The organism is Streptomyces sp. NPDC038707 (genome assembly GCF_040636485.1).
Lineage (GTDB): Bacteria > Actinomycetota > Actinomycetes > Streptomycetales > Streptomycetaceae > Streptomyces.
This window is the reverse complement of sequence record NZ_JBEZUP010000058.1, coordinates 1-21,858: the sequence shown is the minus strand read 5'-3', so window position 1 is coordinate 21,858 and position 21,858 is coordinate 1. Positions and strand designations below refer to the sequence as shown.

Annotated in this window: 20 protein-coding genes, 3 pseudogenes and 1 CRISPR repeat array; of the genes and pseudogenes, 8 read left to right on the top strand and 15 right to left on the bottom strand. The window is 70.0% G+C overall.

The window, feature by feature from the left end:
- Nucleotides 1–120: 120 nt before the first annotated feature.
- Nucleotides 121–1,383 carry a hypothetical protein gene (locus AB0E62_RS38550; protein WP_362205327.1) on the bottom strand — a complete coding sequence of 421 codons (1,263 nt, stop codon included), beginning with the start codon at nucleotides 1,381–1,383 and terminating at the stop codon, nucleotides 121–123.
- A gap of 239 nt (nucleotides 1,384–1,622) precedes the next feature.
- On the opposite strand from AB0E62_RS38550, the gene AB0E62_RS38545 reads away from it, so the two are divergent.
- A complete protein-coding gene (locus tag AB0E62_RS38545; RefSeq protein ID WP_362205324.1) occupies nucleotides 1,623–1,853 on the top strand; it encodes a hypothetical protein in 231 nt (76 codons plus the stop codon).
- Between the two features lie 363 nt (nucleotides 1,854–2,216).
- Nucleotides 2,217–2,399 (top strand): annotated as a pseudogene (locus AB0E62_RS38540) (hypothetical protein); the annotation flags it as partial.
- 124 nt (nucleotides 2,400–2,523) lie between these two features.
- On the opposite strand, the gene AB0E62_RS38535 reads toward AB0E62_RS38540, so the two are convergent.
- From AB0E62_RS38535 to AB0E62_RS38525, 3 genes are all read right to left on the bottom strand, one after another.
- On the bottom strand, nucleotides 2,524–2,991 hold the full coding sequence (locus tag AB0E62_RS38535; protein ID WP_362205321.1) for a hypothetical protein: 468 nt from the start codon (nucleotides 2,989–2,991) through the stop codon (nucleotides 2,524–2,526).
- A gap of 512 nt (nucleotides 2,992–3,503) precedes the next feature.
- Nucleotides 3,504–3,803 (bottom strand): hypothetical protein, encoded by a 300-nt coding sequence (locus AB0E62_RS38530; protein WP_362205319.1) that lies wholly within the window; start codon nucleotides 3,801–3,803, stop codon nucleotides 3,504–3,506.
- 45 nt (nucleotides 3,804–3,848) lie between these two features.
- Nucleotides 3,849–5,423, bottom strand: a complete 1,575-nt coding sequence (locus AB0E62_RS38525; RefSeq protein ID WP_362205316.1) for a replication-relaxation family protein — start codon at nucleotides 5,421–5,423, stop codon at nucleotides 3,849–3,851.
- Between the two features lie 533 nt (nucleotides 5,424–5,956).
- Here AB0E62_RS38525 and AB0E62_RS38520 point away from each other — a divergent pair.
- Entirely contained in the window at nucleotides 5,957–6,079 is a 123-nt protein-coding gene (locus AB0E62_RS38520) for a PmrA (RefSeq protein WP_362205313.1), read from the top strand.
- A 51-nt stretch (nucleotides 6,080–6,130) separates the two neighbouring features.
- On the opposite strand, the gene AB0E62_RS38515 is transcribed toward AB0E62_RS38520, so the two are convergent.
- Both AB0E62_RS38515 and AB0E62_RS38510 read right to left on the bottom strand, forming a co-directional pair.
- Entirely contained in the window at nucleotides 6,131–6,685 is a 555-nt protein-coding gene (locus AB0E62_RS38515; RefSeq protein WP_362205310.1) for a hypothetical protein, read from the bottom strand.
- 282 nt (nucleotides 6,686–6,967) lie between these two features.
- Nucleotides 6,968–7,561 (bottom strand): Tn3 family transposase, encoded by a 594-nt coding sequence (locus AB0E62_RS38510; protein ID WP_362205307.1) that lies wholly within the window; start codon nucleotides 7,559–7,561, stop codon nucleotides 6,968–6,970.
- Between the two features lie 82 nt (nucleotides 7,562–7,643).
- Here AB0E62_RS38510 and AB0E62_RS38505 point away from each other — a divergent pair, with 82 nt between their 5' ends.
- A complete protein-coding gene (locus tag AB0E62_RS38505; protein WP_362205304.1) occupies nucleotides 7,644–8,495 on the top strand; it encodes an NAD(P)-dependent oxidoreductase in 852 nt (283 codons plus the stop codon).
- A 118-nt stretch (nucleotides 8,496–8,613) separates the two neighbouring features.
- On the opposite strand, the gene AB0E62_RS38500 is transcribed toward AB0E62_RS38505, so the two are convergent.
- The 6 genes and pseudogenes from AB0E62_RS38500 to AB0E62_RS38475 all read right to left on the bottom strand — a co-directional run bounded on the left by AB0E62_RS38500 (nucleotide 8,614) and on the right by AB0E62_RS38475 (nucleotide 13,367).
- Nucleotides 8,614–8,880, bottom strand: coding sequence for an acyl carrier protein (locus AB0E62_RS38500; protein WP_362205301.1), 267 nt, complete (start codon nucleotides 8,878–8,880; stop codon nucleotides 8,614–8,616).
- A gap of 58 nt (nucleotides 8,881–8,938) precedes the next feature.
- Complete coding sequence (locus AB0E62_RS38495) at nucleotides 8,939–9,946, bottom strand: beta-ketoacyl-ACP synthase 3 (RefSeq protein ID WP_362205298.1); 1,008 nt, start codon at nucleotides 9,944–9,946, stop codon at nucleotides 8,939–8,941.
- Nucleotides 9,946–10,719, bottom strand: a complete 774-nt coding sequence (locus AB0E62_RS38490) for an NAD-dependent epimerase/dehydratase family protein (protein WP_362205295.1) — start codon at nucleotides 10,717–10,719, stop codon at nucleotides 9,946–9,948. The genes AB0E62_RS38495 and AB0E62_RS38490 overlap by 1 nt, the downstream gene beginning before the upstream one ends.
- Before the next feature lie 426 nt (nucleotides 10,720–11,145).
- Nucleotides 11,146–11,406, bottom strand: coding sequence for a hypothetical protein (locus AB0E62_RS38485; protein WP_362205292.1), 261 nt, complete (start codon nucleotides 11,404–11,406; stop codon nucleotides 11,146–11,148).
- 220 nt (nucleotides 11,407–11,626) lie between these two features.
- Nucleotides 11,627–12,196, bottom strand: coding sequence for a maleylpyruvate isomerase N-terminal domain-containing protein (locus AB0E62_RS38480; protein ID WP_362205289.1), 570 nt, complete (start codon nucleotides 12,194–12,196; stop codon nucleotides 11,627–11,629).
- Between the two features lie 50 nt (nucleotides 12,197–12,246).
- Nucleotides 12,247–13,367 (bottom strand): annotated as a pseudogene (locus AB0E62_RS38475) (IS630 family transposase).
- Between the two features lie 178 nt (nucleotides 13,368–13,545).
- Between AB0E62_RS38475 and AB0E62_RS38470 the strand changes: the two are divergent.
- Entirely contained in the window at nucleotides 13,546–14,334 is a 789-nt protein-coding gene (locus AB0E62_RS38470) for an SDR family oxidoreductase (protein ID WP_362205286.1), read from the top strand.
- Between the two features lie 75 nt (nucleotides 14,335–14,409).
- On the opposite strand, the gene AB0E62_RS38465 is transcribed toward AB0E62_RS38470, so the two are convergent.
- On the bottom strand, nucleotides 14,410–16,119 hold the full coding sequence (locus AB0E62_RS38465) for an MFS transporter (RefSeq protein ID WP_362205283.1): 1,710 nt from the start codon (nucleotides 16,117–16,119) through the stop codon (nucleotides 14,410–14,412).
- Nucleotides 16,120–16,353: 234 nt separating this feature from the next.
- Here AB0E62_RS38465 and AB0E62_RS38460 point away from each other — a divergent pair, with 234 nt between their 5' ends.
- Nucleotides 16,354–16,851 carry a MarR family transcriptional regulator gene (locus AB0E62_RS38460; RefSeq protein WP_362205280.1) on the top strand — a complete coding sequence of 166 codons (498 nt, stop codon included), beginning with the start codon at nucleotides 16,354–16,356 and terminating at the stop codon, nucleotides 16,849–16,851.
- Nucleotides 16,852–16,989: 138 nt separating this feature from the next.
- The gene (locus AB0E62_RS38455; RefSeq protein ID WP_362205277.1) at nucleotides 16,990–17,766 is read left to right on the top strand and encodes a DUF4097 family beta strand repeat-containing protein; all 777 of its coding nucleotides are present in this window, start codon (nucleotides 16,990–16,992) and stop codon (nucleotides 17,764–17,766) included.
- Nucleotides 17,767–18,393: 627 nt separating this feature from the next.
- Here the strand turns inward: AB0E62_RS38455 and AB0E62_RS38450 are convergent.
- Entirely contained in the window at nucleotides 18,394–18,690 is a 297-nt protein-coding gene (locus AB0E62_RS38450; protein ID WP_362205274.1) for a hypothetical protein, read from the bottom strand.
- A 77-nt stretch (nucleotides 18,691–18,767) separates the two neighbouring features.
- On the opposite strand from AB0E62_RS38450, the gene AB0E62_RS38445 reads away from it, so the two are divergent.
- Nucleotides 18,768–19,514: a PadR family transcriptional regulator gene (locus tag AB0E62_RS38445; RefSeq protein WP_362205271.1), complete on the top strand. Its 747-nt coding sequence runs from the start codon at nucleotides 18,768–18,770 to the stop codon at nucleotides 19,512–19,514.
- Nucleotides 19,515–19,588: 74 nt separating this feature from the next.
- Here the strand turns inward: AB0E62_RS38445 and istB are convergent.
- Nucleotides 19,589–20,083, bottom strand: a pseudogene (istB, locus tag AB0E62_RS38440) (IS21-like element helper ATPase IstB); the annotation flags it as partial.
- Nucleotides 20,084–20,296: 213 nt separating this feature from the next.
- Nucleotides 20,297–21,792: a CRISPR direct-repeat array (repeat unit 29 nt; unit sequence GGGACCATCCCCGCAGGCGCGGGGAGCAG).
- Nucleotides 21,793–21,858 lie beyond the last annotated feature (66 nt).

The window sequence follows — 21,858 nt, the reverse complement described above, 5'->3', positions numbered from 1 at the left end:
GGACGAACTCCTCGTGCCTGCGCTCGTAGTAGGCGATGGCATGGACGTCGAGCAGGGTCTGCCGGATGCCGGGGAGGTCGGTGTGGCCGTAGCGGTGCAGGTCGATGACGGGTGCCGTGGTCACGCGAGGCTCCATTCGGATCGGTAACGGTCGGCCCACTCGCGCGCCACTGTGGTGGAGGGCGCGAGTGTGAGGAGATCACGGTAGAAGTCGCCGAGGAGGACTCGCAGGCGGCCCGGCAGCGGGCTGCCCGACATCAGGGCGAACGCTTCCTCGGACGTCGCGCAGGCGTGTTCGGCGTCGCCCTGGTGGAGCTGGGCGATAGCGAGATCCACGATGGTCATGGCGCGGTTGCGCCGGAAGGAGGCCGGCAGCGCGGACAGGGCCCGGTGTGAGGCGGCTTCCGCCTCTGCGGGCTGGCCCAGACGGCTGCGGACCACCCCGGTCAGGGCGTGCAGTTCCGCGGGCCCGTAGAAGGCGATCCAGGACGGACGGGGGCGTGGCTCGGCTCGCACGAGGGCCTCTTCGGCGTATCCGATGGAACGGATGGCGGCCTGCCGGTCGCCCCGGTAGGCGTGTCCCACCGCGGTCCGGGCGTGCGCGAGGGATCCGAACAGCGGGTCACGGCGCGTGATGGCGCAGGACTGGGCGGCCTGTGCCGCTGCCACGCCTTCGGCGTACTGGCCGAGCTGGCGGGCGAGGATCGCGGTGGAGTTCCACACCCGCATGAGGGTCACGGGGTCCTGTGACAGCCCGGCCAGTTTCAGCGCCTCGTTCACGTGGCTGCGGGCGCGGTCGAGCTGGCGGGCGTCGATGCACGACCAGGCGGCGGCCGTGGCGTAGTCGGCGGCGACACCGAACAGCCGTTGCCGGACCCTCTGCGAGGCGGACCGGTCCTGGAGGTCCACGGCCTCGGCCGCGCCGGCGAGCGCGGCGCGTTCGAGAGCGGCGTGTCCGCCGCGTCTTTGGTCGAGCGCGGTGAGCCGGTCCAGTCCGTCCCGCAGGCGCAGTACATCGGAGGTGCCCACGCTGGTGTGGCGGGTGCCGGCACCCGGCAGGGCGGTTGCTGCGGCGGTGGACGTGGCGGCGGTGCAAAAGCGGCGGCGGAGCATGGCTGAGAGGTCCTCGCTGGGCGGTGCGGGCATGCCCGGGGGATAGAAACCGAGGCAAGCGGGGGTGCATCCGAATACTGCCGTGAGGGCGTCTCGCTGGCGCTGGTGCGGCCAACGGGTTTTTCCGGTCACCCAGTTGCGGACCGTGCGGTCACCGACGGTCCCGTTGTGACCGGCCGCCTTCAGCTCCTCGTTCACCCTGTCGGCCAGCACGCCCTGCTTGAAGGCGTGATCGACCATGTGGGCCTGCAACCGGAAATTTCCTTCCACGCACTCACCGTAGCCGCGTGCTCGTACAGCGTGGAGAGGTTGCGGGGATCCCGCCCCGCCAAAATTTCCGGTCACCGCGAGTAACAACCGGCCGACTTTTCCTACCCGTTGCCCACGCCCCGGCGTTGGACTGGACACGCGCCCCCGGCGAACACCGCAGGCGCCGGCGGCTGTCTCCCGTTCCCCCGTGCAAGGCGGCCGCCCGCAGGCTTTTCGACCGCGAGCGCGAGGCACCCGACATGACGACGCGCAGCACGCCGCCCCAGCCCCTTGCCGGCGCCTACGTGGACGCCCCGGCGATCCACCGCGAGCGGCTGAGCACGCAGCAGATCACAGGCCGCTCCTGCTGCTGGTGCAGCGGAACCCCCAACCCCCGCTTCCCGGTGCCGATACTGCGCGATGCCCCCCTGTACGCCTGCGCCCCGTGTGCGGCCATGTACGGCGTCCCGGCCGTGGAGACCGGCCAGTGATCAGCGCCGACGACTTCCCGGCCGGGCTGGCCACTGGACCGCACACGACTGGGCGGACTACCAGGCCCGCATCGAGGACGGCGAAGGCAGCGCGCACGCGATCGACGCCGTCCAGCGACGCATCCGCCGTCGCCGGGCGCAGAACGAGACGCCGCAGGAGAGCGCCCAGTGACCGGCGCAACGGTGCCTCCCACGGCCGGAGTGGGGGGCCTGGTCCGCGACACGTTGCGAGGCTGCCAGGCCGTGCTCACCGACGTACGCGACAGCGTCCCCTACCTCCGTTCCCGGTACGGCGGCACCTTCACCGAGCCGTGGCCCACGACGTGGGCGGCCATCGAGCTGACCCTCAGTGCATGCTCTGGGCTGGTCCGGCTCGGGTGGGTCCGCTCCCCGCAGTCGATCGAGGTGCGCTTCGGCACCAGCCGGGCCAGCGCCGTCGACGTCGCGCTCTACACGACCGCCTCCGTCGACGCGGTGCCCGCTGCGCACCCGGAAGTCGACTGGGAGCAGCTGCGCACGGTGGAGAAGGGCCGGCGCTCTCCGCTTTGCAGCGCTGCGCCCGGAACCGACGTCTGTTCCGGCGTGAGCCTCCGAGGTCCTTGCGCCCGCCCGCGTCCCACGCCGTCCAGAAGGGCGGCCCGGGGCGCGGGCGTTCTTCTTGACGTGTCGCTCACGCCTGCCCGGCAGCCGGCTCCCACAGGGGTCGGGCACGTCCCGTCCCGCCGCAGTGGAAGCACCGGCCGCCTCCCGGCGTGCTGCAGGCACCGATGGTGCCGGCCGCGTGCCGGAAAAGCCGGGTGAGGCCGGCGACGTGCGCCTCGTGGACCGAGAGATCCTGGCGTCTGCTGAGGGTGAGCTCCAGGGCGACGCCGGGCCCGGTGAAGTGAGCGTGGGGGAGGTCACCGGTCATCGCGCGGAGCGTGTCGTTCACCTCCTGCATCGTCTCCGCGCCGGTCAGTTGCACCCTGGCCGCGAGGATGGTGTCGGCGGCCGCGGTGAAGGACAGCAGCCCGGCCGGGCGGGCGAGTTGTCCGACGCGGCCCACGGGGGCAGGGTGGGTGTGGTGGAGCTGGGACAGGGCGTGCCACAGGTCGCCCGGCAGGTCCTGGGGTGCGGTCTCTTCTCGGCTGCGTTTCATACGGCCTGTGTAGGGCCTTGGGTGGGCTGTCGACGTCGGATGGGTCCGTCCGTCCCACGCGTTGGCACGAGGTCTTCGGTGCCTGTTCCGCCCGCCGGGCCGGGTCGATCCTCGACACCTACATTCCCGCGCCCACCGCTGGCTGAGTTCCGCAACGGCCACACCCGCCCCCGGACTGCCCCTGTGGATCGCCCACGCCCAGCCCGGCCGGCACCTGGGCGGCCGGCATGGTTCAGCGACGACCCCGGCACCCGGCCCCGGGGTCGGCGATCCGGAAGCCGGGCGCCTCGGACGAGGGCCGATTTTTGAAATCCCCGCAGCACGACGGGCACCTACCGCCCTCGGCCGCCCAGCGGCCGGCGCCGGGCATCCGGCCCGCAACCGGCTCCCCCGCCGAACGCGGCGCCCTGGACCTGGTCCCCGGCGGCGGCCCGCCCGGCGGGCAGGAGACGCGCCGAGGGCGGCCTCGCACCCTGAACGTCGGGTGCGAGGGCTCTTCCTTGCCGTCATGGTCAGGGCGTGTCGCCGGAGCGGTAGAAGCGGCAGCTCACCCCGGGGCCGGGTGTGCGCGGTTCGCCGGGGCGCGGGTCGTACAGGGCGCGGCCGCCGGGCCACCGCACGAGCGCGGTGGACAGGGCGACGCCGCCGTTGACTCCCTCGGCCCGCCAGCCGGTGATGTCGAGCAGCAGGCCGTCCAGCGGCCCGCCGACCAGTTCGGCGTAGGTCCGGTGCGGGAGCGGGCCGGGATCGGGGTCGTCGTGGTCGGCGCCGTAGACCCGGCGGCGCAGCAGCTGTTCGTCTTCACGGTCCATGCCTTCAGCCTGGCAGCCGCCGCTGACAGCCGGGGTGCGGGTACGTCACCGGCGGAAGCGGGAGAACCAGCGGCCCCCGGCCTTCTGCTCGGGCGCGGCCTGCTCCTGCTCCTGCTCCTGCTCCTGCTCCTGGGACCTGCCCGTCCAGCCCAGCTCGATCCAGGACTGCTCGATTCCTTCCCTCTCCCGCTGGTCGCAGTCCCCGCACAGCGTCGGACGGGCCTCCATGGGAACGGGACCCCAGCCGGTGCGGTTCACCGCCTTCCACCGCTCGTTGGTGAACGCCGCCTTGCACTCGGTGCAGCGCGGACGACGGGGGTAACGCAGGAAATCCGTCTGCCTCGCCCAGTCGGGAAGCGGCTCCGGATGGTCGGCCTCCTGGGCGGCGGCGACAGCCTGGTGCTTGCACCCCTCGCACAGCTGCGGGTGGGTGTCGACGGGGACTCCCCAGTCCGTCTTCTCGGCGGCCTCCCAGCGTTCGTCGGTGAACCGCGTCCCGCAGCTGGCGCAGGCAGGCCGGCGGGCCTCGCGCTGGGCGGCTTCCCGTGCGGCTTCGGCGGCCTTCTTCGCCGCCTGCTCCTGAGCCGCCCGCCGCACCTGCGCCTGGAACTCCGCCCGACGGACCTTGGCCTCATCTTCCTCGCGGGCCGCGGCAGCCTCGAGGCGCGGGTTGCCGATCGCGTCCAGGAGCGGCTCCATGTGGTCGCGGCCGAAGCGGAGGAAGACCGGGCCGGCCGGGCCGTGCTGGCGCAGCTGGTTCAGCCCGACCGCGACGATCGGGACCCTCCTGTCGTAGAGATGGTGGCCGCCGCGCTGCCGCTCCCCCTGCCACAGGTGGCGGGTCAGCTCTTGCAGGCGCGGGGCGGTGCGGTCGGGGTTGCGCTCGCCGATGCGGTTGAACACCAGCAGCACGGGCGGATGCGGCTCATCGCCATACCGGCCCAAGGGGACCGTCCAGCGCGTGCGCCACATCGGGCGCTCTATGCCGTCGGTGTCCTTCACCTTCCGCCGGAAGAAGCGGGCGTACTTCTCCAGCTTGGCGGCGAGCTCCTCGGCGGTCTCGTGGCAGTTGTCGACCTCGATGAACAACAGCAGCGGCACCCCGTCCTGCGGGGCGGTCAGGACGATGTCGGCCTGGGCGCCGCCCTTGCCGGGCGCGTTCCAGGTGCCGGTCGCCGGGAGCGGGACCTCGGTCCAGAAGGATGCGATGGTGCCGATGCCGTCCGGTGAGTCGACGGCGGCCTGGGCGGCGGCCCGGACTTCGGTCGCGTCCTTGGCGAGCCTGGCCATGTTCGGCTTCGGGCGCAGCAGTGCGATCACGGTCTCGTTGACGGCCATCGGGTGAGCAGCGCCGCTGGAGCCCGCGCCGCGCGCGGTAGAGCCCATCTCCGTCACCGGCCGGTTCAGCTCGTAGGAGGCGGCCTGCAAGCCCTTGGGGGTCAGGTTGCGCAGGGTGTCGCCCGTCTCGGTGGAGCCGCCGTTCTCGGACAGGCCGTGCCCCCGCATGTCGGAGAGCGCGGCGGTGTGCGAGGCGGTGCGTGCCTGCTTCTGCTTCGACGGTGTCGGCTTGTCGGCGTGCCGGATGGGAAGTGTCACCACGCTGTCCAGCAGAGATGTCATGTCCTGCCACTGGCGACGTCACAGCCATGCCATCGAGCACAACTACAGTGACACAGCTCAAAGGGTCGATGCCATCAACCTGACGCTGGCTCAGTAATGAGACCACTACGCTGGCATCGCAACGGCACTTCACACAAGCCGTCGTCGTCCTGGCCCACGCCGTCACCGCTCCGCGCACCAGCTGGCGCATCATGCGCGCCCCGGCCACCGAGACCCGAGCACCGACGCCCGTACGCGATCCGGACTGGGTCGCCAACCGCACCCACCACGACAAGGGAGGCACCCCGTGAGCACCGAGCAGCACGACGCCGACACGTACGGCCAGGAGCTGGCCCGCATCAACCACCACCAGCACGAGGCCACCGACGCGCGGTTCACCGTCTTCCAGGCCCTGGCCGCCGGAGGAAGCCACCCGGCTGCTGGCCAACCCCCTCGCCGCGCCCGAGGACGTCGAGGACCTGGACGGCTGGACCCTGCACCGGCTCCGCCACAGCGCCCTGACCCACGACGCTGAGGACGGCACCTCCACCCCGATGCTGCTGGCCCGCTCCCGCCACGCCTCCGTCCGCTCCCTGGAGCGGTACGCCCGCCCCGGCGTCGACGCAGTCGCCCGACACGTCGCCGAACGCGACCCCGCCGCCCGCCGCAAGAGTTGAGCCCCCGGAACCTACCGGTGAGTGACTTGCTTTTGGGTGTCCGAGCTGGGACTACTGGTTCGGGTGAGCTGCTTGGCCGCATTCAGAGAGCGTCTTGACCTCTACGTCTTTTTCGGTCGCCCACATGGTGGTTTTGCCTTTGGTGGTGACGCTCACGCTGTTCGGCCATTCCGGTCCTCGCAGTCCTCCCCCTGCGGCGCGGGTCCAAGCTCTTCCGTTGGCGTCCACAAATGCGAGCCTCAGCCCGGAACCCAGGATGTTTTCTGGATCCACGTAGAGCTTCGCAACGGGAACGTCTAGGCGACTGCAAGGCGGGAGGACCCCGGCCGGCTGGGAGAGGCCCATGGGCAAGGTCGGGTCATCGAAGTATATGGAGGCCCATGCGGGATCCAGGGAGCGGTTGGCAAGGACGATACGCGTCGGCTGGTTGCCTTCGGTCCACATCGAGATGCGGGAGGCTTGTGCGCGCTCGTCGTTTTCGTTGTTCTCGCGTGACTGGGCAAGCTGATCGTCTGCGACCTGAGCAGCCTTGTACGTTCCCCATGCTGTGATCGCAAGGCTTGCCGCAGCTACGACCGCGGCGAGAACCGCGGTGTGCTTGGCCACATCAGACCTGCGATACCCCCTGACAAGCCGCTGGAGCCTGGTGGGTTCTCGGGCGGTGTCTGGACCAGAAGTCGGGGATGAGTCTCCGTGGGTGGGATCTGCACCAGAGAGCTGGGGCAGAGGCGGGCGCGGTCCCACCTGGCGAACCCTTAAACGAACACGGCGCTCAGACACTTGACCTCACGATCTTGTCCCGGCTGCACAGCCTGGTCCACCACTGTATTGAAGACCAGGGCCTGTGCGATGGTGCCTCCATCCACGACGTCGGCTGAGGTAGCCCGTTCACGCCGGGGTAACGGCCGTCTCGCCGCCGGGCGTGCGTGGCCCGGGGACCGTTGTGTTCCGGGTGAGGTCCAGGTCGAGGCGGCTGTTCATGTCCAACTCGAACCGGCCGTACGGATTGACATGGGTCCAGAAAGCGGGGACAGGTCCCGCCGGTCGGCGTCGGTGAGGGTGTCGGCCCACTTCTCGTCGGCGAGGATCTGCTGCATCAGCAGCATGGTGACATGCACGAGGGCGGACTGGAGGAGGTGGAGGGGCGAGCATGGACACCTCCTGGGATTCTTTGTCCTGTCCGGCCAGGTCGCCGTCCTTGCCGTAGAAGAGGTCCTTATTCCCGCTGTTCCAGTTCTCCACCACCTGGAGTCCTTCGTGGATCTCCTGGCGCAGCTCGACGTCGGCGAGGTAGTCGCACACGAACGCCGTCCGTACGGCCCGCCCGAGTTCCTCGATCGCCTGGTAGGTGGGGTGCTTGGGGCCGCCGCGGGTGAAGCGGCGCAGGGCGGTGGTGTACTTCACGGTCTGGTCGTACTGCTGGCGGATCAGATCCCAGTTGATCGTCTTGGTGGACAGCCTGCCGCCGGAGATCCTCGCCAAGCTCTGAGTTCGTCCCCTCACACGTTCGAACTCTCCTGTTCGCGGCCGGACCGCCACGGACACGTCACTGGAAGGGTCATAGATGACCGGCCGTCACATCGCCTTCATCGGGCTCGGCAGCCTGGGCAGCGGAATGGCGCTCCGCCTGCTCGACTCCGGGTTCCGGGTCACCGTGTACAACCGGACCAGGGAGCGGGCGCTGCCCGTCGCGGAGGCCGGCGCCGAGTTGGCCGACTCCGCGGCCCAGGCCGCGGCCGCAGCCCAAGTCCTCGTGCTCAGCATGGCCGACGAGGGCGCGGTCGAGGAGATCCTCTTCAACCGCATCGAGTTGCGAACGGATGTTCTGGTGGTCAACACCTCCACCGTCTCGCCGAAGTACGCCCTCGACGCGAGTGCGCGGGTGGAGAAGACGGGCGCACACTGGATCGATGCCTGCGTCATCGGCAATCCGTCGCAGGCACGCGAGGGCTCGATGCGCGTGCTCACCTCCGGCACACCGGAGGACATCGAGGCGGCCAGGCCCGTGCTCACGGCTCTGGGCAGCAGCGTCGTCCCGCTGGGACCGGTCGGCCGGGCGCCGGCCATGAAGCTGGCCTTCAACCTCCTGCTGGGGGCTCAGGTCGCCTCGCTGGCCGATGCGGTGCGGTACGGCGAGCGGGCCGGCCTGGATCGTGACCTGCTGCTGGCCGCGATCGGGGCAAGCGGGTTCAGTTCCAAGGTCATGTCGTTCCGCGCCGGCCTCATGCGCAGCGGCGAGTTCCAGCCGGCGGCTTTCCGGACCAGCCTGATGCACAAGGATCTGCGCCTGGTGGTCGAGGAGGCCCGGGACCTGGAGCTGACCGTGACCGAGACCGCATCGGCCTACTTCGAGCGGGCCATCGCCGCCGGGAAGGGCGACTTCGACGCCGCGGTGATCGGTGAGGCGTCAGCCTGACCCAGCGGTCGGGACTCGTCACCGGTCTCGTCGTGCACGGGCGGTTGCGACGGACTCGGCGCCCACCACGAACTCGCCGGGCCCAGGATCGACATCCTGGGCCCGGCGAGTCGGTCGTTCAGCCCGCCTGCCGGGTCTCGGCGAGCCGACCCTCCACGTACCTCAGGACCGCACCGAGGGTCTTGAGGCTGTCGATGTCCTCGTCCGGGATGGGGAATGCCAGGTCCTCCTCCAGACGCGTGAACACCTCGTAGACGGCCAGCGAGTCCAGCCCGAGGTCGATGAACTCGACCTCCAGGTTGGACTCGTCGAAGACGACCGCGTCATCGACGCCCACACAGGCGTCGACGTTCCTCTGGAAGTCCGCCGCAGTGAATACCCGCATTGTCTCTCCTCCTTCTGTACCGGTGTTTGCGCGCTGTGACGTACGGCAGTCGCCGGTGTCACGGCATCAGGGCGACTTGTCCCGCGTAGTTCAGGCCCGCACCGAACCCGATCAGCAGCGCCGGCTCTCCGCTGTGCACCGTGCCCTCGCTCAGCAGCCGCTCCATCGCGAGCGGGATCGAGGCCGCCGACGTGTTGCCGCTGACCGTCACGTCCGTCGCCACCTGCACCGAGTCCGGCAGGCCGAGACGGTCGACCATGATCTCGGTCATCCGCAGGTTCGCCTGGTGCGGGACGAAGGCGGCCAGTTCCTCGGGGCGCACCCCCGCGGCCGCCATGGCGCGCCGCGCCGCGGGCACTATCTGGCCGACCGCCCAGCGGAACACGCTGCGGCCGTCCATCCTCATGTACGGCCGCGGCAGGCTCGGGTCGTTGCTGGCCGAGCCCCAGTCGCCGTCCATCCGCAGGGCCTTCGCGTAGGTGCCGTCGGCCCCGCGCACCGCCGGTCCGATCCCAGGCTCGGCGGACGGGCCGACCGCCACCGCGCCGGCTCCGTCCGCGAAGAGAAACGCGATGCCACGGTCGGTCGGCTCGACGATGTCGGTCATTCGTTCCGCGCCGATCACCAGGACGTGTCCGGCTCCGCCCGACGACACCAGGTCACCGGCAACCGCCAGTGCCTGGCAGAAGCCGGCGCATGCCGAACCGAGGTCGAAGGCGGCCGCATGCCGTGCGCCCAGCGCATCGGCCACGGCCACGGCCACGGCGAGTGCCGGGGTCTGGACCAGGTGCGACATGCTCGCCACGATCACGCAGTCGATCTGCCCCGGTTCCAGGCTCGCGTGTGCCAAGGCCTCGGCGCCGGCCGCCGCGGCCATCACCGGCAGAGTCTCGCCGGGCGACGCGAAATGCCGGGCGACAATGCCGGAGCGCGTCTCGATCCACTCCTCGGTGGAGTCGATGCGCTCGCAGATCTCCGCGTTGGTCACCACCCGGCGGGGCCGGTAGGTGCCTACGCCGAGGATGCGGCTGTGCCGGCGCTCGGTCGCGAGCAGGCGTGCGGTCATCATCGGTTCCCTTCGGTTGCTGCCGGAGCCGACGGGCGTGTCGCGCTCAGATAGCGATCGATGACTGTGCGGTAGTAGTCCGCCCGACGGACCCGCCTGGCCACCTCCGGCACCGCTTGTGCGAGCCGATCGACCGAGACGGTGTACGCGCCGGCGACCTGGCGGTAGGTCTTGCGCGCCACGGTGCCCAGCGACCGTTCGATGTGCTCGACGATGTCCTCGACCGGGACCGAGGTGCCGGAGGCCACGTTGACCACCTGCGGCAGCTCGGCGACCGTCATCAGCGCGTCGAAGATCGATACGGCGTCGTCGATGTCGAGCAGGTCGCGGTAGGCACCGCGGTACACCTGGAGGGAGCCGCTGCCGATCTGTTCGGTCAGCCCCGGGAGCAACTGGTGTGCCCGTTGCCCCGGACCGGCCAGGTGGGTCACCCGGAAGACGAGGTGTGCGGCCCGGGAAGCCGCCAGGACCGCTTCCATGGCCAGTTTGTGACGCGCGTACGCCGAGCCGGGGAAGACCGGTTCGTCCTCCCGGCCCCTGCTGTCCCGGGCGCCGTACATGCCCGCCGAACAGGTCGAGAGGTACACCAGTCGCCGCCCGTCGGCCGTGCAACGCCGGATGACCGTGTAGAGCAGGTCCGCCTCACGTGCGAACTGCTCCTCGGCCACCGACCCGGCACTCGACACGCCAGCAGCGAAGACCACGGTGCCGGGATGCCGGTGGGCCAATGGGCGCAGGTGGCGTGCTATGAAGCCGTCACCGACGATCTCCATGCCGTTCCGGTCCTTTCTCGAGACGGCCAGCCCTGCGCCCTCGAGCCTGGTGCAGCGCTCTGGCAGGTCGCTGGACCGCCGCTGGCGCCACCGCTGCGGCCACCGGCGGTACTGCGGCTTGCTCCGGGCGCCATCACACCCTCCATGGGGCGTCCGGCGGGAGACGGGCTGGTCAGAGGGGCACGGCCGAGGAGGCGAAGGCGGTGGCGGTGGCGCTCTGCGGCGGCCCTGCACACGATCTTCGCCCTGTATGTGGGGGCTTCGCCCCAAAGAACACATCTCGCGCGAAGGGCGGGTTCGGGCTCAGTCACGAGGGCCGCGGGGAGGCAGGAACACACCGCCGTCGTGGGCGACGACAAAAACCGCGTCGGGACGAGGGGCCCGCACAGCCCCTCGTCCCGACGGTGGCGCGGCGACGGCCGACCGTCAGAAAGCGGCGGTCAGCCGCTCCAGTCCGGCGACGGTGTCACCGGGCGACGGCATCGCCCGCATCTCGTCGCGCAGCCGCCGCGCGTTTCGCGCGTGGATGGGGTTGTCGAGGAGTTCGAGAGTCGCCTTCCGGATCTCATGAACGCCGTTCTGCTTCTCCGCGCTGTCCATGGTGATCCCCGCGCCCGCGGCCCCGATGCTCGGTAAGCGCACTAGCAGTTCGATGGACGCGTGTCCGAACAGAACGTTTCGCGTCAATCAGACCAAAAACCTCGGGTGGACGGCCGAAGCCGGGGTTCAGTCCCTGCCTCGGGTTCTGGTGACCGTCGCTGTCATCGGCCGGCGGGAGTCCGCAACTCCCGCCCGCGGGCCGGCTCATCGCAATCGGCGGGGCTTCGCAGTGGTTTCTGCGCCGCCTTACCGCTGTCCAGCAGCGCGCTAGTGCTGTGACCACATAGGTTCACCGAGTTGAGTGCGCTCAGTCGAGCCGTGCCGCCTTCCACACCCACGACGTCCGGCGGGGTAGACCGTCCAGGTCCCCGCGTCCGGTGCACCACAGCAGCACTCGGACGGGCTCGCCGGGCGGGGCGTCGGGGAACAGCCGCTCGAGCACGGCCGCGCATAGCGGTGCCGGCGGCAGCCAGTCCACGCCCAATCCGCGGGTGATGTCGTGGGTGTGCAGCAGGATCTCGGCGACGCCCATCGCCGCGAACCCCGTCGGGTCGCAAGGCCCCCAGTGCCAGGCCCGCAGGCCCGGGTCGGTGGTGGCCAGCGCGCTGCCGAGTAGCCCGCCGCAGGCGGCGGCCACCTGCAGTACCTCGGCAGGCGAGGCGGTGGGTCGCACTTGCAGATCGAAGGGGAGGTAGGCGTCGGCCGGGCGCGCGGCGAGCTGGCCCGCGTAGGCCAGCAGGTCGTGGCCGATGTGTGCGGCTGTCTGCCGGCAGCTCCACTCCAGCGGGCCGGCCGGCACCGTCCAGTCTTCGTCCGTGCGAGGCCCCAGTATCTCCAGCATCTCCGCCACGGCGACCTGAATGTCTTGGTGGTCCATGCGGTTCTCCTCGCAAGGCAGGTTGTGGTGCGGCTGTGCTGTTCGATCGTTCAAGCCGCCGTTGATGGGGGCCGTCCGCCCCGGCGGATGCCTTTCTCGCTGCGGATGCGGGCGCGTTCCTTGCGCTGGGCCGCGAGGAGGTCCGGGTGGCGGGCGTTGGTGTTGCGCCAGCGCAGGTAGGCGTGCAGGGCCCAGGTCTGGATGGTGTGGTCGGGGTGGTTGGAGTTGGCGATGGTGAATTGCCGCAGTGGTCCGAAGTGGGCCTCGATCGGGTTGGCCCAGGACGCGTAGGTCGGGGTGAAGCACAGTTCGACCTTGTGTTTCTTCGCCCAGCGGCGAATGTCGGCGCCCTTGTGGGCGGACAGGTTGTCCAGGATGACGTAGATTGGGGCGCCGTCCGGGCGGGCCGCGCGGATTGATCTGAGCGCGGCCACTGTGTTCGCGGCGCCCTTCTTGCGGCGGTTGACGCCCCACAGGGTGTCGTCGCCGACCGAGTAGCAGCCATGGAAGTACCGCACGCCGTGCGAGCGGTGGTAGGTGGCCGGCAGTCGATCGGGGCGTTTGCGTTCTGCCCAGCCCGAGCCCGCGGTGGGCCGGGTCCCGAGCGGGCCGAACTCGTCGAAGGCGAATACCCGGTCCGGGAAGCGGTCGAGGACCTCCTCGATCCGGTCCAGCTTCGTCTCACGGTCCGGGTCCGGCGATTCCTTCCACGTCTTGGTGCGCTGGAAGATGATGCCACGGCGGGCGAGCAGACCACGTAAGGCCTCGCGGCCGATCCGGATGCCCCGGCCGTGGACTGTGCGCAGGTAGGCGACCAGTTTGCGGATGGACCAGCGGGAGAGGGCTGCCCGAGCTTGGTCGGTCGGGTGGTGGCCGTCTGGACGACGAAGTCCTCGTCGTCAGGACTGAGAAGGCGGGGACGGCCTCCCGCCCACCGAGGGTCCAAGCAGGCCAGACCGATCTCGTTGAACCGGTGGATCACGTCCCGGACCGTGTCCTCGTCGGCCTGCACCAATTTCGCGATCACCGGCACCCGGTTCCCACCAGCCGAGGCCAGCAGCATCATTGCACGCCGGTAACGCACCGAACTGGTGCTGCCCCGGCGCACGATCTGCTGCAGCTTCTGCCCTTCCTGGTCGGTCAACCTGCGCACACGGACAGGCTCAGCCACCACACCCCCAGCGGTCAGATCGGACGTCACCGCTCATCCAACCGCTCGGACACCCAACCCGGCCAACCTATGTGGTCAGAGCACTAGCTCCATCGGCCAGCATCTTCGCCCATACGATGGCGTGCGCTCCGTCTCCGCCCGGTTGGCGAGCGCCCGGCGAGAGACGAGGTGGCACGGGATGGTGGCCTACACATCCGCCCTGGTGACCGGGGCGTCCAGCGGTATCGGTCAGAGCCTGGCCCGGCGACTGGCGCAGCAGGGAGCCGATGTCGTGGTGGTCGCGAGGCGCGGCGACCGCCTTGAGGACCTGGCCGAGGAACTCCGTAGCCGCTACCAGGTGTCCGTCGAGGTACTGACGGCCGACCTCACCGTGCCGGAGGAACTGGCCGCGGTCGCCGAGCGGCTGACCGACCCCGGCCGTCCGATCGACCTGCTGGTCAACAACGCCGGTGCGGGCTCGCGTCCTCCCCGGCCGCTCGCCAACCAGCCGCTGGAGTACGAACTGGGGAAGGTGGACCTCAACGTCCTGGCGCCGCTGCGGCTGACCCACGCGGCGCTGTCCACCATGATCCCCCGTCGGCACGGCGGCATCCTCAACGTCTCGTCCATTGCCGGCTTCCTCCCTCAGCCCCAGGGCGCGACCTATGCCGCGACCAAGGCCTTCCTCACGTCGATGACGGAGACGTTGTACTGCGAGGCACGCACGTCCGGTGTCCATGCCACGGTGCTCTGCCCCGGTTTCGTCCGGCGCGGTGAGGGCGGAGCGCACGGCGGAATGCGCAGCGTCCGCCTGCCGGAGTTCGTCTGGCTCGACCGGGAGGAGGTGGCCCGCGAGGCGATCGCAGCGGTGCGGTCCGGGGTACCGGTCTGTATCCCCGGGCGGCACTACCGGGCGGCGATCAAGCTGAGCAAGGTCCTGCCGCGCTCGGTGTCCTACCACGTCTTCGAACGTCTGTGGGGACGTTAGGGGCCCGGGCACGGCGGCTGGTCGCGGCGGCCAGGACACCGGGGTCCCGGCCGCCGCGATCAGTGCTCCCGGTGCTTATCCCCACTTCCGCGCGCGGGCCGGGAGGAGGAAGGAGAGCAGGAAGACCAGCAGCATGGCTCCTGCCGCGCAGTACAGGGTGCGCTGGAGCGCCAGGGTGAAGTTCTCGGCGTTCGCCCGGGAGCCGGCGTCCTCGAACACCGCTGCCATCCGCTTGCTGACGGAGTGCGGCACCTGGGCGGTCGCCCCCTGTCCTGAGTGGACACCGCGGCAGCTCGCGGGCGTCTGCGACGGGTCCTTCGCCACCATCCGGTCGTGGTAGCAGGACCGGAAGACCACGATCACCTGGTCCTGAACCGTGCCGGTCACGTGCGCCGCCGACATCTCGGCCCTCAGCTGCGGGGCCACCCGGTCCGCGGTGCCGGTGGACTGGGACCCGAGCAGCGAGAAGAAGACGACACCGAGGACCGCGATGCCGGCCGAGGCCCCGACCTGGGTGATGGCGTTCACCAGACCCGATGCGGACCCGATCTCGCGCGGCTCCACGGCCGCCAGCACGATGCCGAACAGCGAGGAGACGACGGCTCCCATGCCGAGGCCGGCGACCAGCAGGCTGGGCAGCATCTGCCAGGACGAGGCGCTGGTGCCCTCGTGGTGCAGCGTCAGGACGAGCCCGGCGAAGGCGGCGCACATGACCAGCGCCCCGATGCTGAGCAGCTTGCGGCCGAGCCTGGGGGCGAGGACCGCGCCGGAGACCGCCGAACCGATCGCCATGCCGAACGACCAGGGCAGGGCGGTGAGACCCGCGTGCATGACCTCGAAGCCGCGGCCGATCTGCAGGTACATCATGAAGACGAAGAAGAACCCGATCAGCCCGGCGAAGAACAGGAACGCGATGAGCAGACCGGCGTTGAAGGGGAGTTTGCGGAAGAGGCTCATCTCGACCAGCGGCGACTTGCCGGCGCGGGCCTTGCGGATCTGCACGACGGCGAAGAGCGCGAGCACCGGGACCGACATCGCCATGGACACGTACGTCCACGCGGGCCACCCCAGGTCCCGCCCCTTGAGCAGGGGGTAGACCAGCAGCAGCATGGCTGCCGTGACCAGCAGACTGCCCACGATGTCGACCCGTTGCACGTGCTCGGACTTGGTGTTCTGCACGTACAGCGCGGCGCCGATCATCGCGGCGATCCCGACCGGGATGTTGACCAGGAAGATCGACCGCCACTCCAGGCCGAACAGGTCGGCCTTGATCAGCAGCGCACCGAGCATGGGTCCGCTGACCACGGCGAGGCCGGAGACCCCGCCGAACATGCCGGCCACCATGGCCCCTTCCTTGGGCGGGAAGGTCGCCATCAGAGTGGAGAGCACCTGCGGCACCATGATCGCGGCCATCGCGCCCTGCAGCACGCGGGCGGCGATGAGCATCCCGGGGCCCTGGGCCGCTCCGCAGAGGGCCGAGGAGAGCACGAAACCGGCCACGCCGATCACGAACAGGTTCTTGCGGCCGAAGATGTCTCCCAGCCGGCTACCGGTGATCAGCACCAGGGCGAACGCCAGCGCATACCCGGACGCCACCCACTGGGCGTCGGAGTCACTCGTCCCTAAGTCCCTCTGGAGTGAAGGGATGGCCACGTTCACGATGGTCCCGTCGAGCAGGTCCATGAAGCTCGCCAGGAGCAGGGCGACAAGTGCCCACCATCGTCGGGAGTTCCGGGCAGCGCCGCCTCCGGGACCGGTGGGCACGTCCACATCGGTTGCAGTCACATCAGTCTCCTCGTTACTTGCTCAAGGCCCGACGGCCATGCGTGTGGACAGTCGCGGGTGAGACAGCCACATGCTTGTCGGCCCAACCCGGCAGGATGTGCAGCGGTTTTCCGCCTGATGGAGAGTCGGACCTCGATCAGCGAGAGGCGGAAGAAGCAGCGGAACGGTTGAGAACTTGGCCGCCCTGAAGTATCTTAGCTTACGAGCAAAGATATTAGGGAGGCTTTAGCACACATGTCAACTGGCTTGCCCCCCAGGGAGGACCTCGTCGGGGCGCTCTCCTGGAAGCTGCGCCGCCTCAGCGGCGAGACCGTCCTGTTCCACCAGGCGATCGCCGACCGACTGGGCATCAGCCCGACTGACTTGAAGTGCCTCGACCTCGCGGCTTCCGGCCCCGGGCCGGTCACCGCGGGCCGGCTGGCCGAGGTCTCCGGACTCACCTCAGGCGCCATCACCGGAGTGATCAACCGCCTCGAGAAGGCCGGGCTGGTGAACCGGGAGCAGGATCCGAACGACCGGCGAAAGGTGATCATCGTCGTCAACACGGACGTGCCCGACAAGGTCGTCGGATTCTTCGGTTCGATAACGGACTCGATGATGGAGCTGTGCGCCCGCTACACCGACCACGAGCTGGCACTGGTCCTCGACTTCGTCAGCCACGCGGCGGAGACCACCCACAACGAGGCGAAGAAGCTCCAGCAGAGCACCGGCATGCCCGCTGCCCGCAGCTGACCGCACCGGACACCGATCAAGGCAACCGCCCACTGGCCGCCTCGGTGGGGATACCGCTGCCCCCCGTCAGTGATATCCCCACCGGGGCTTCATCGACTCCGAACCAGGCATGGCGGTCCATGGATACGAAGGAGCCCGATGACGCACTTGAAGATCGACCGACCGCAGCGCATGACGCTGGAGGGGGTGGCAACCGTCCGGTCCTTCATCGCCAGAGGGCGCATCCAGGTGATCGGGACGGACGACGACAACGTCACGCTGGACGTGTCCGAGATCGACCAGCACCCGATCGGCGTCCAGCACCGGGACGGTCTGCTCTTTCTGGGGCACCATGGCACCGACTGGCAACAGGTCACGAAAGGCCGCCTGCGCCACCGGCCGTCCCAGCACGTCGTCATATACCTGGCCGTGCCACGCCGCTGCAATCTCGACCTGTGGTCCGTGTCCGCCGACGTACTGGCCGGCGACAGCCGGGGCGAGGTCCAGGTGCACAACGGAAAGGGCGGGACCACGCTGAACCAGCTGTCCGGTGCGGTGGAGGTGGAGACCTCCTCCGGACACGTGGACGCCATCAACCTGAGCGGCGACGTCGAGATCCGGTCGGTGTCCGGCACAGTCGCCCTGCACGCCACACCCCGCAGAACCCGCGCGCTGAAACTGTCCAGTGTGTCGGGTGACATCAGCATCTGCCTGCCGGAGACAGCTGACGCCAGGGTTCACCTGGAGTCCGTCAAGGCACAGGTCACCAGTCAGTTCAGGGACATCGTCCCGGTCAGGATGCCGGGGCGCCACAAGGCCAGGGGCGACATCGGCAGCGGCAGCGCCTTCATCTGGGCCAGTAGCGTCTCCGGCCGCGTCGTACTGCTCAACGGCGGCAACCTGGACAAGGCCGAAGGCACCGTCACCGCGCACTAGATGACGGATGCGAAGGATCAGCACTCCGGCAGCGGTCCGTGTTCTGAGAGGCGTTTCGGCAGTGGCGGCGACCGGGGGGCGGCCTGGCGTCTTCTTCGCCAGGCCGCCCCTTTCAGTGTGCGGGTGACGAGGCCGCGGCCAGCTCGTGGGCGGGACATGGCCAGGACGATGTGCCGGTACCGGCCGATGTATCGGCGGACTTCGTACTGGTCGAGGCCGCGCGCGTGCTTCGCAGCCCGGACGCACTCCCCGACCACCCACCGGAAGCCGGCGACCGGGCCACTCGGCGATCCGGTGCCAGCGGGTGCGCAGACGAGGCAGCAGGAAATTCCGGCCGGGGCCGGACAGGCTGCGGCGAGCCGTCCCCCCAGCGGTGACGGGGCGGCGGCTTGCGGCCGGCTCCCGGAGCGCGGACTCGCCTCGTCGGGACCGGGCTCCCGGCCGGCCAGTGACGCCGCACACGATGGCGGCGGTGCTGGTCCCCAAGGCGACAGCGACGAGGGTGAAGCCCGCCGTGACCGATGGCCGCAGCCTCGCCGGCCGGGTGAAGCCGCCACGTGGGCACGGATGGCGTCCCGCAGGACGTCCGCGTCCCGGACACTGCTGTTCAACAGCCGCTGGAAGCCGTCAGGGGACCCGCCGCCGGCCAGCGCGTGTGCCGTTCCCCCCGGCCTGAGCATCGCCATCGACGAGCGGAACGCCCTCATCGACCGCCCACCGATGCTGCCGCCACTCGGCCGGCTCCTCCGGCGTAACGGCCGAAACCTCACCTGGCACGTACTTCGTGACCGCGCACCGGTTCAGTCCCCTCTCCTGCGCGATCTCCCGCGGCTCATCGCACCGGATCCAGCGGCGTTCGGAGGTGAGCAGGTCATCGGTCTTCACATAGAGTGTGGTGGCGAGGGAGTCCAGCTCAGACGCCACAACGGACTTCGGACTCCCTCGCCTCGTCTCATGCACGCAGGAAGCCATAGGCGCCAGTCATCCAGGAGGACAGGCAGATGAGCGACAACCGTCGCTTCTCCCCCAGTCAGATGCGGCTCCACCTGCTGGCCCTGCTCGAGCAACAGCCGAGTCACGGTTACGGATTGCTCACCAAGCTGAGCGAACGGTCCGCCGGCGTCTACCGGCCCTCTCCCGGCACCGTCTACCCACGGCTGCGCCAGATGGAGACCGAGGGCCTGCTCAGCCACGAGACGGCCAACGGCCACAAGGTCTACCGTCTTACGCCGGCCGGCCGGCAGGAACTGGAACGCCAGCGGCTCGCCAGCAGCTCCCCCGGTGCCGCCGATCAGCCAGACGAACAGACCGCCGCACCGAGCCCGCAGGATCCGGCAGCTCCAACGGCTCCGGCGGCTCCGGCGGCTCCGGCGGCTCCGGCGGCTCCGGCGGCTCCGGCGGCTCCGGCGGCTCCGGCGGCTCCGGCGGCTCCGGCGGAAAACCTGAGCGACCCCATCCGAAGCTCGGTCGAAGAGATCGTCGGCGACTTCCGCAAGCAGTTCGGATCCGCGAGCGAACGGCCGGCACTCGGCTTGGACGAACACCGCGGCCTCAGCTGGACCGTATCCTTCCCCCCAGGACCGCGGCCTTCTGCCAGAACATTCTTCCAACAGAAACTCGACGACCTCACCGCAGCCGCACAGAAATTGCTCCAGGCCGAGTCCACCCCGGACAACGTGCTGCGGGAAGGCGCCTGGCTCCTCGACGAGGTAACGGCCAAGCTGGACCCGGGCAGCTCCGTCACCTGACCGGGCTCAGGCTTTCCGCCTGTCGGCGTACGGCCTTCTCTCCCCAGTTGTGTACGGGCGAACGTCCCCAGTTGTCAGGCCACTTCGGTCTCCTGCTCGATGGCCTTGAGGCGGTTCTTGAGCCGGTAGCTGGGGCCGTTGATGGAGATCACTTCGCAGTGGTGCAGGAGACGGTCGAGGATGGCGGTGGCGAGGACCTCGTCACCGAAGACCTGGCCCCATTCGCTGAAGGTCTTGTTCGAGGTCAGGATGATCGAGCCCTTCTCATAGCGCTTGGAGATGACCTGGAAGACCAGGTTCGCCTCGGCCCGCTCCAAAGGCTGGTATCCCACCTCGTCGACGACGAGGACACTGGGCCGCAGGTAGGTGCCGAGCTTATTGAGCAGGCGTCCGGCGGCTTCGGCGGCTTTGAGGTTGCGGACCATGTCGTCGAGGCCAGTGAAGTAGATCGAGTAGCCGGCCCGGCATGCGGCGACCGCGAGGGCGACGGCGATGTGGGTCTTGCCGACCCCGGGCGCCCCCAGCAGGGCCGCGTTGGCCTTGGACTCGACGAAGGACAGGGTGGCCAGCAGGCGCGGGGAGCAGTTCAGTGACGAGTTCGCCGTCCCCGCCTCCTGGGGACCATCCCCGCAGGCGCGGGGAGCAGATCTCGCGGTTCCCGCGCCACCAGGGGTGGAGGGGACCATCCTTGCGGGGAGCAGAGGCGTCCGCTTCGGAACCGCCCGACGATCCCCGCAGGTGCGGGGAGCAGGCGAGCCTGCCGAGGACGTGCCCGGCGAGACGGGGACCATCCCGTGGGTGCGGGGAACGGGCGCCAGCGGCGACCGTGGTGCCCTTCTTGCCGGGACCATCCCCGCGGGCACGGGGAGCAGACACCCATCGAGCGGGCGCCCCGGTTACAGATGGGACCATCCCCGCGGGCGCGGGGAGCAGCCGATGATCAGCTCAAGCTCATGGCGCTTGGGGGGGGGACCATCCTCGCAGGCGCGGGGAGCAGCAGTTCGACGCCAATCGGATCTGGACGATCGAGGAACCATCCCCGCGGGCGCGGGGAGCAGAGATCCAAGCGTGGTCCAAGCCGGTTCAGCCGGGGACCATCCCCGCAGGCGCGGGGAGCAGGCCGAGTACCACGCCGCCCACCCCGGGATCGAGGGACCATCCCCGCAGGCGCGGGGAGCAGGGTCCTTCGAGGTCCGCGATGAACCGGTCAGTGGGACCATCCCCGCAGGCGCGGGGAGCAGCCCGGACAACCTGCCGGGCGGCTCGTGCACGTGGGACCATCCCCGCAGGCGCGGGGAGCAGCAGCAGACGGAACGCGTGCCACACGACGGACGGGGACCATCCCCGCAGGCGCGGGGAGCAGTTGCCGTGCTCCAGGATCGCCACTCGGTGCGCGGGACCATCCCCGCAGGCGCGGGGAGCAGGCGAACCTGGTGAGCGGCACCCGGTCCGGGACGGGACCATCCCCGCAGGCGCGGGGAGCAGTTCACGCCCTCGCCGTTGATCGCGGAGCACTGGGGACCATCCCCGCAGGCGCGGGGAGCAGGGCCCGATCAGGAAGAGCCGGAGCAAGGCGTCGGGACCATCCCCGCAGGCGCGGGGAGCAGGCGATGACGAGTTGCTCGCCGCGCCATCCAGCGGGACCATCCCCGCCGGCGCGGGGAGCAGTCCGGACTGACGCTCGCTCCGACCTGGATCTGGGGACCATCCCCGCAGGCGCGGGGAGCAGTGGATCACGCCGAGCACTTCCGGCGGGACGTCGGGACCATCCCCGCAGGCGCGGGGAGCAGGGGGTCGGTCGTCGTGTACAGGTGCCAGTAGCGGGACCATCCCCGCAGGCGCGGGGAGCAGAACCCCGGTCGTGGCCTGAGCGGAAAGACTGAGGGACCATCCCCGCAGGCGCGGGGAGCAGTACATGCCGACCACGTCGGGGTACTGGATCTTGGGACCATCCCCGCAGGCGCGGGGAGCAGGCCCCGGCCACGCATCAGCGTCTTCTTCTCCAGGGACCATCCCCGCAGGCGCGGGGAGCAGCTCGTGCGTCTAGCGCCTTTGTGGGCTGCGGTGGGACCATCCCCGCAGGCGCGGGGAGCAGAGTCCGAGCGCACGCCGGACACCCCGCCGACCGGGACCATCCCCGCAGGCGCGGGGAGCAGCCTTCGAGGCGCCGTCGACGGCCACCTTCACGGGGACCATCCCCGCAGGCGCGGGGAGCAGGGCTGGGAGGCGATGGTGACGTACCCGGTGCGGGGACCATCCCCGCGGGCGCGGGGAGCAGGCTGAATGACCTGCGGTTTTACTGGCGCTGGGGGCGGTTTCCGAGCACTTTCTCCGACTCCGACAA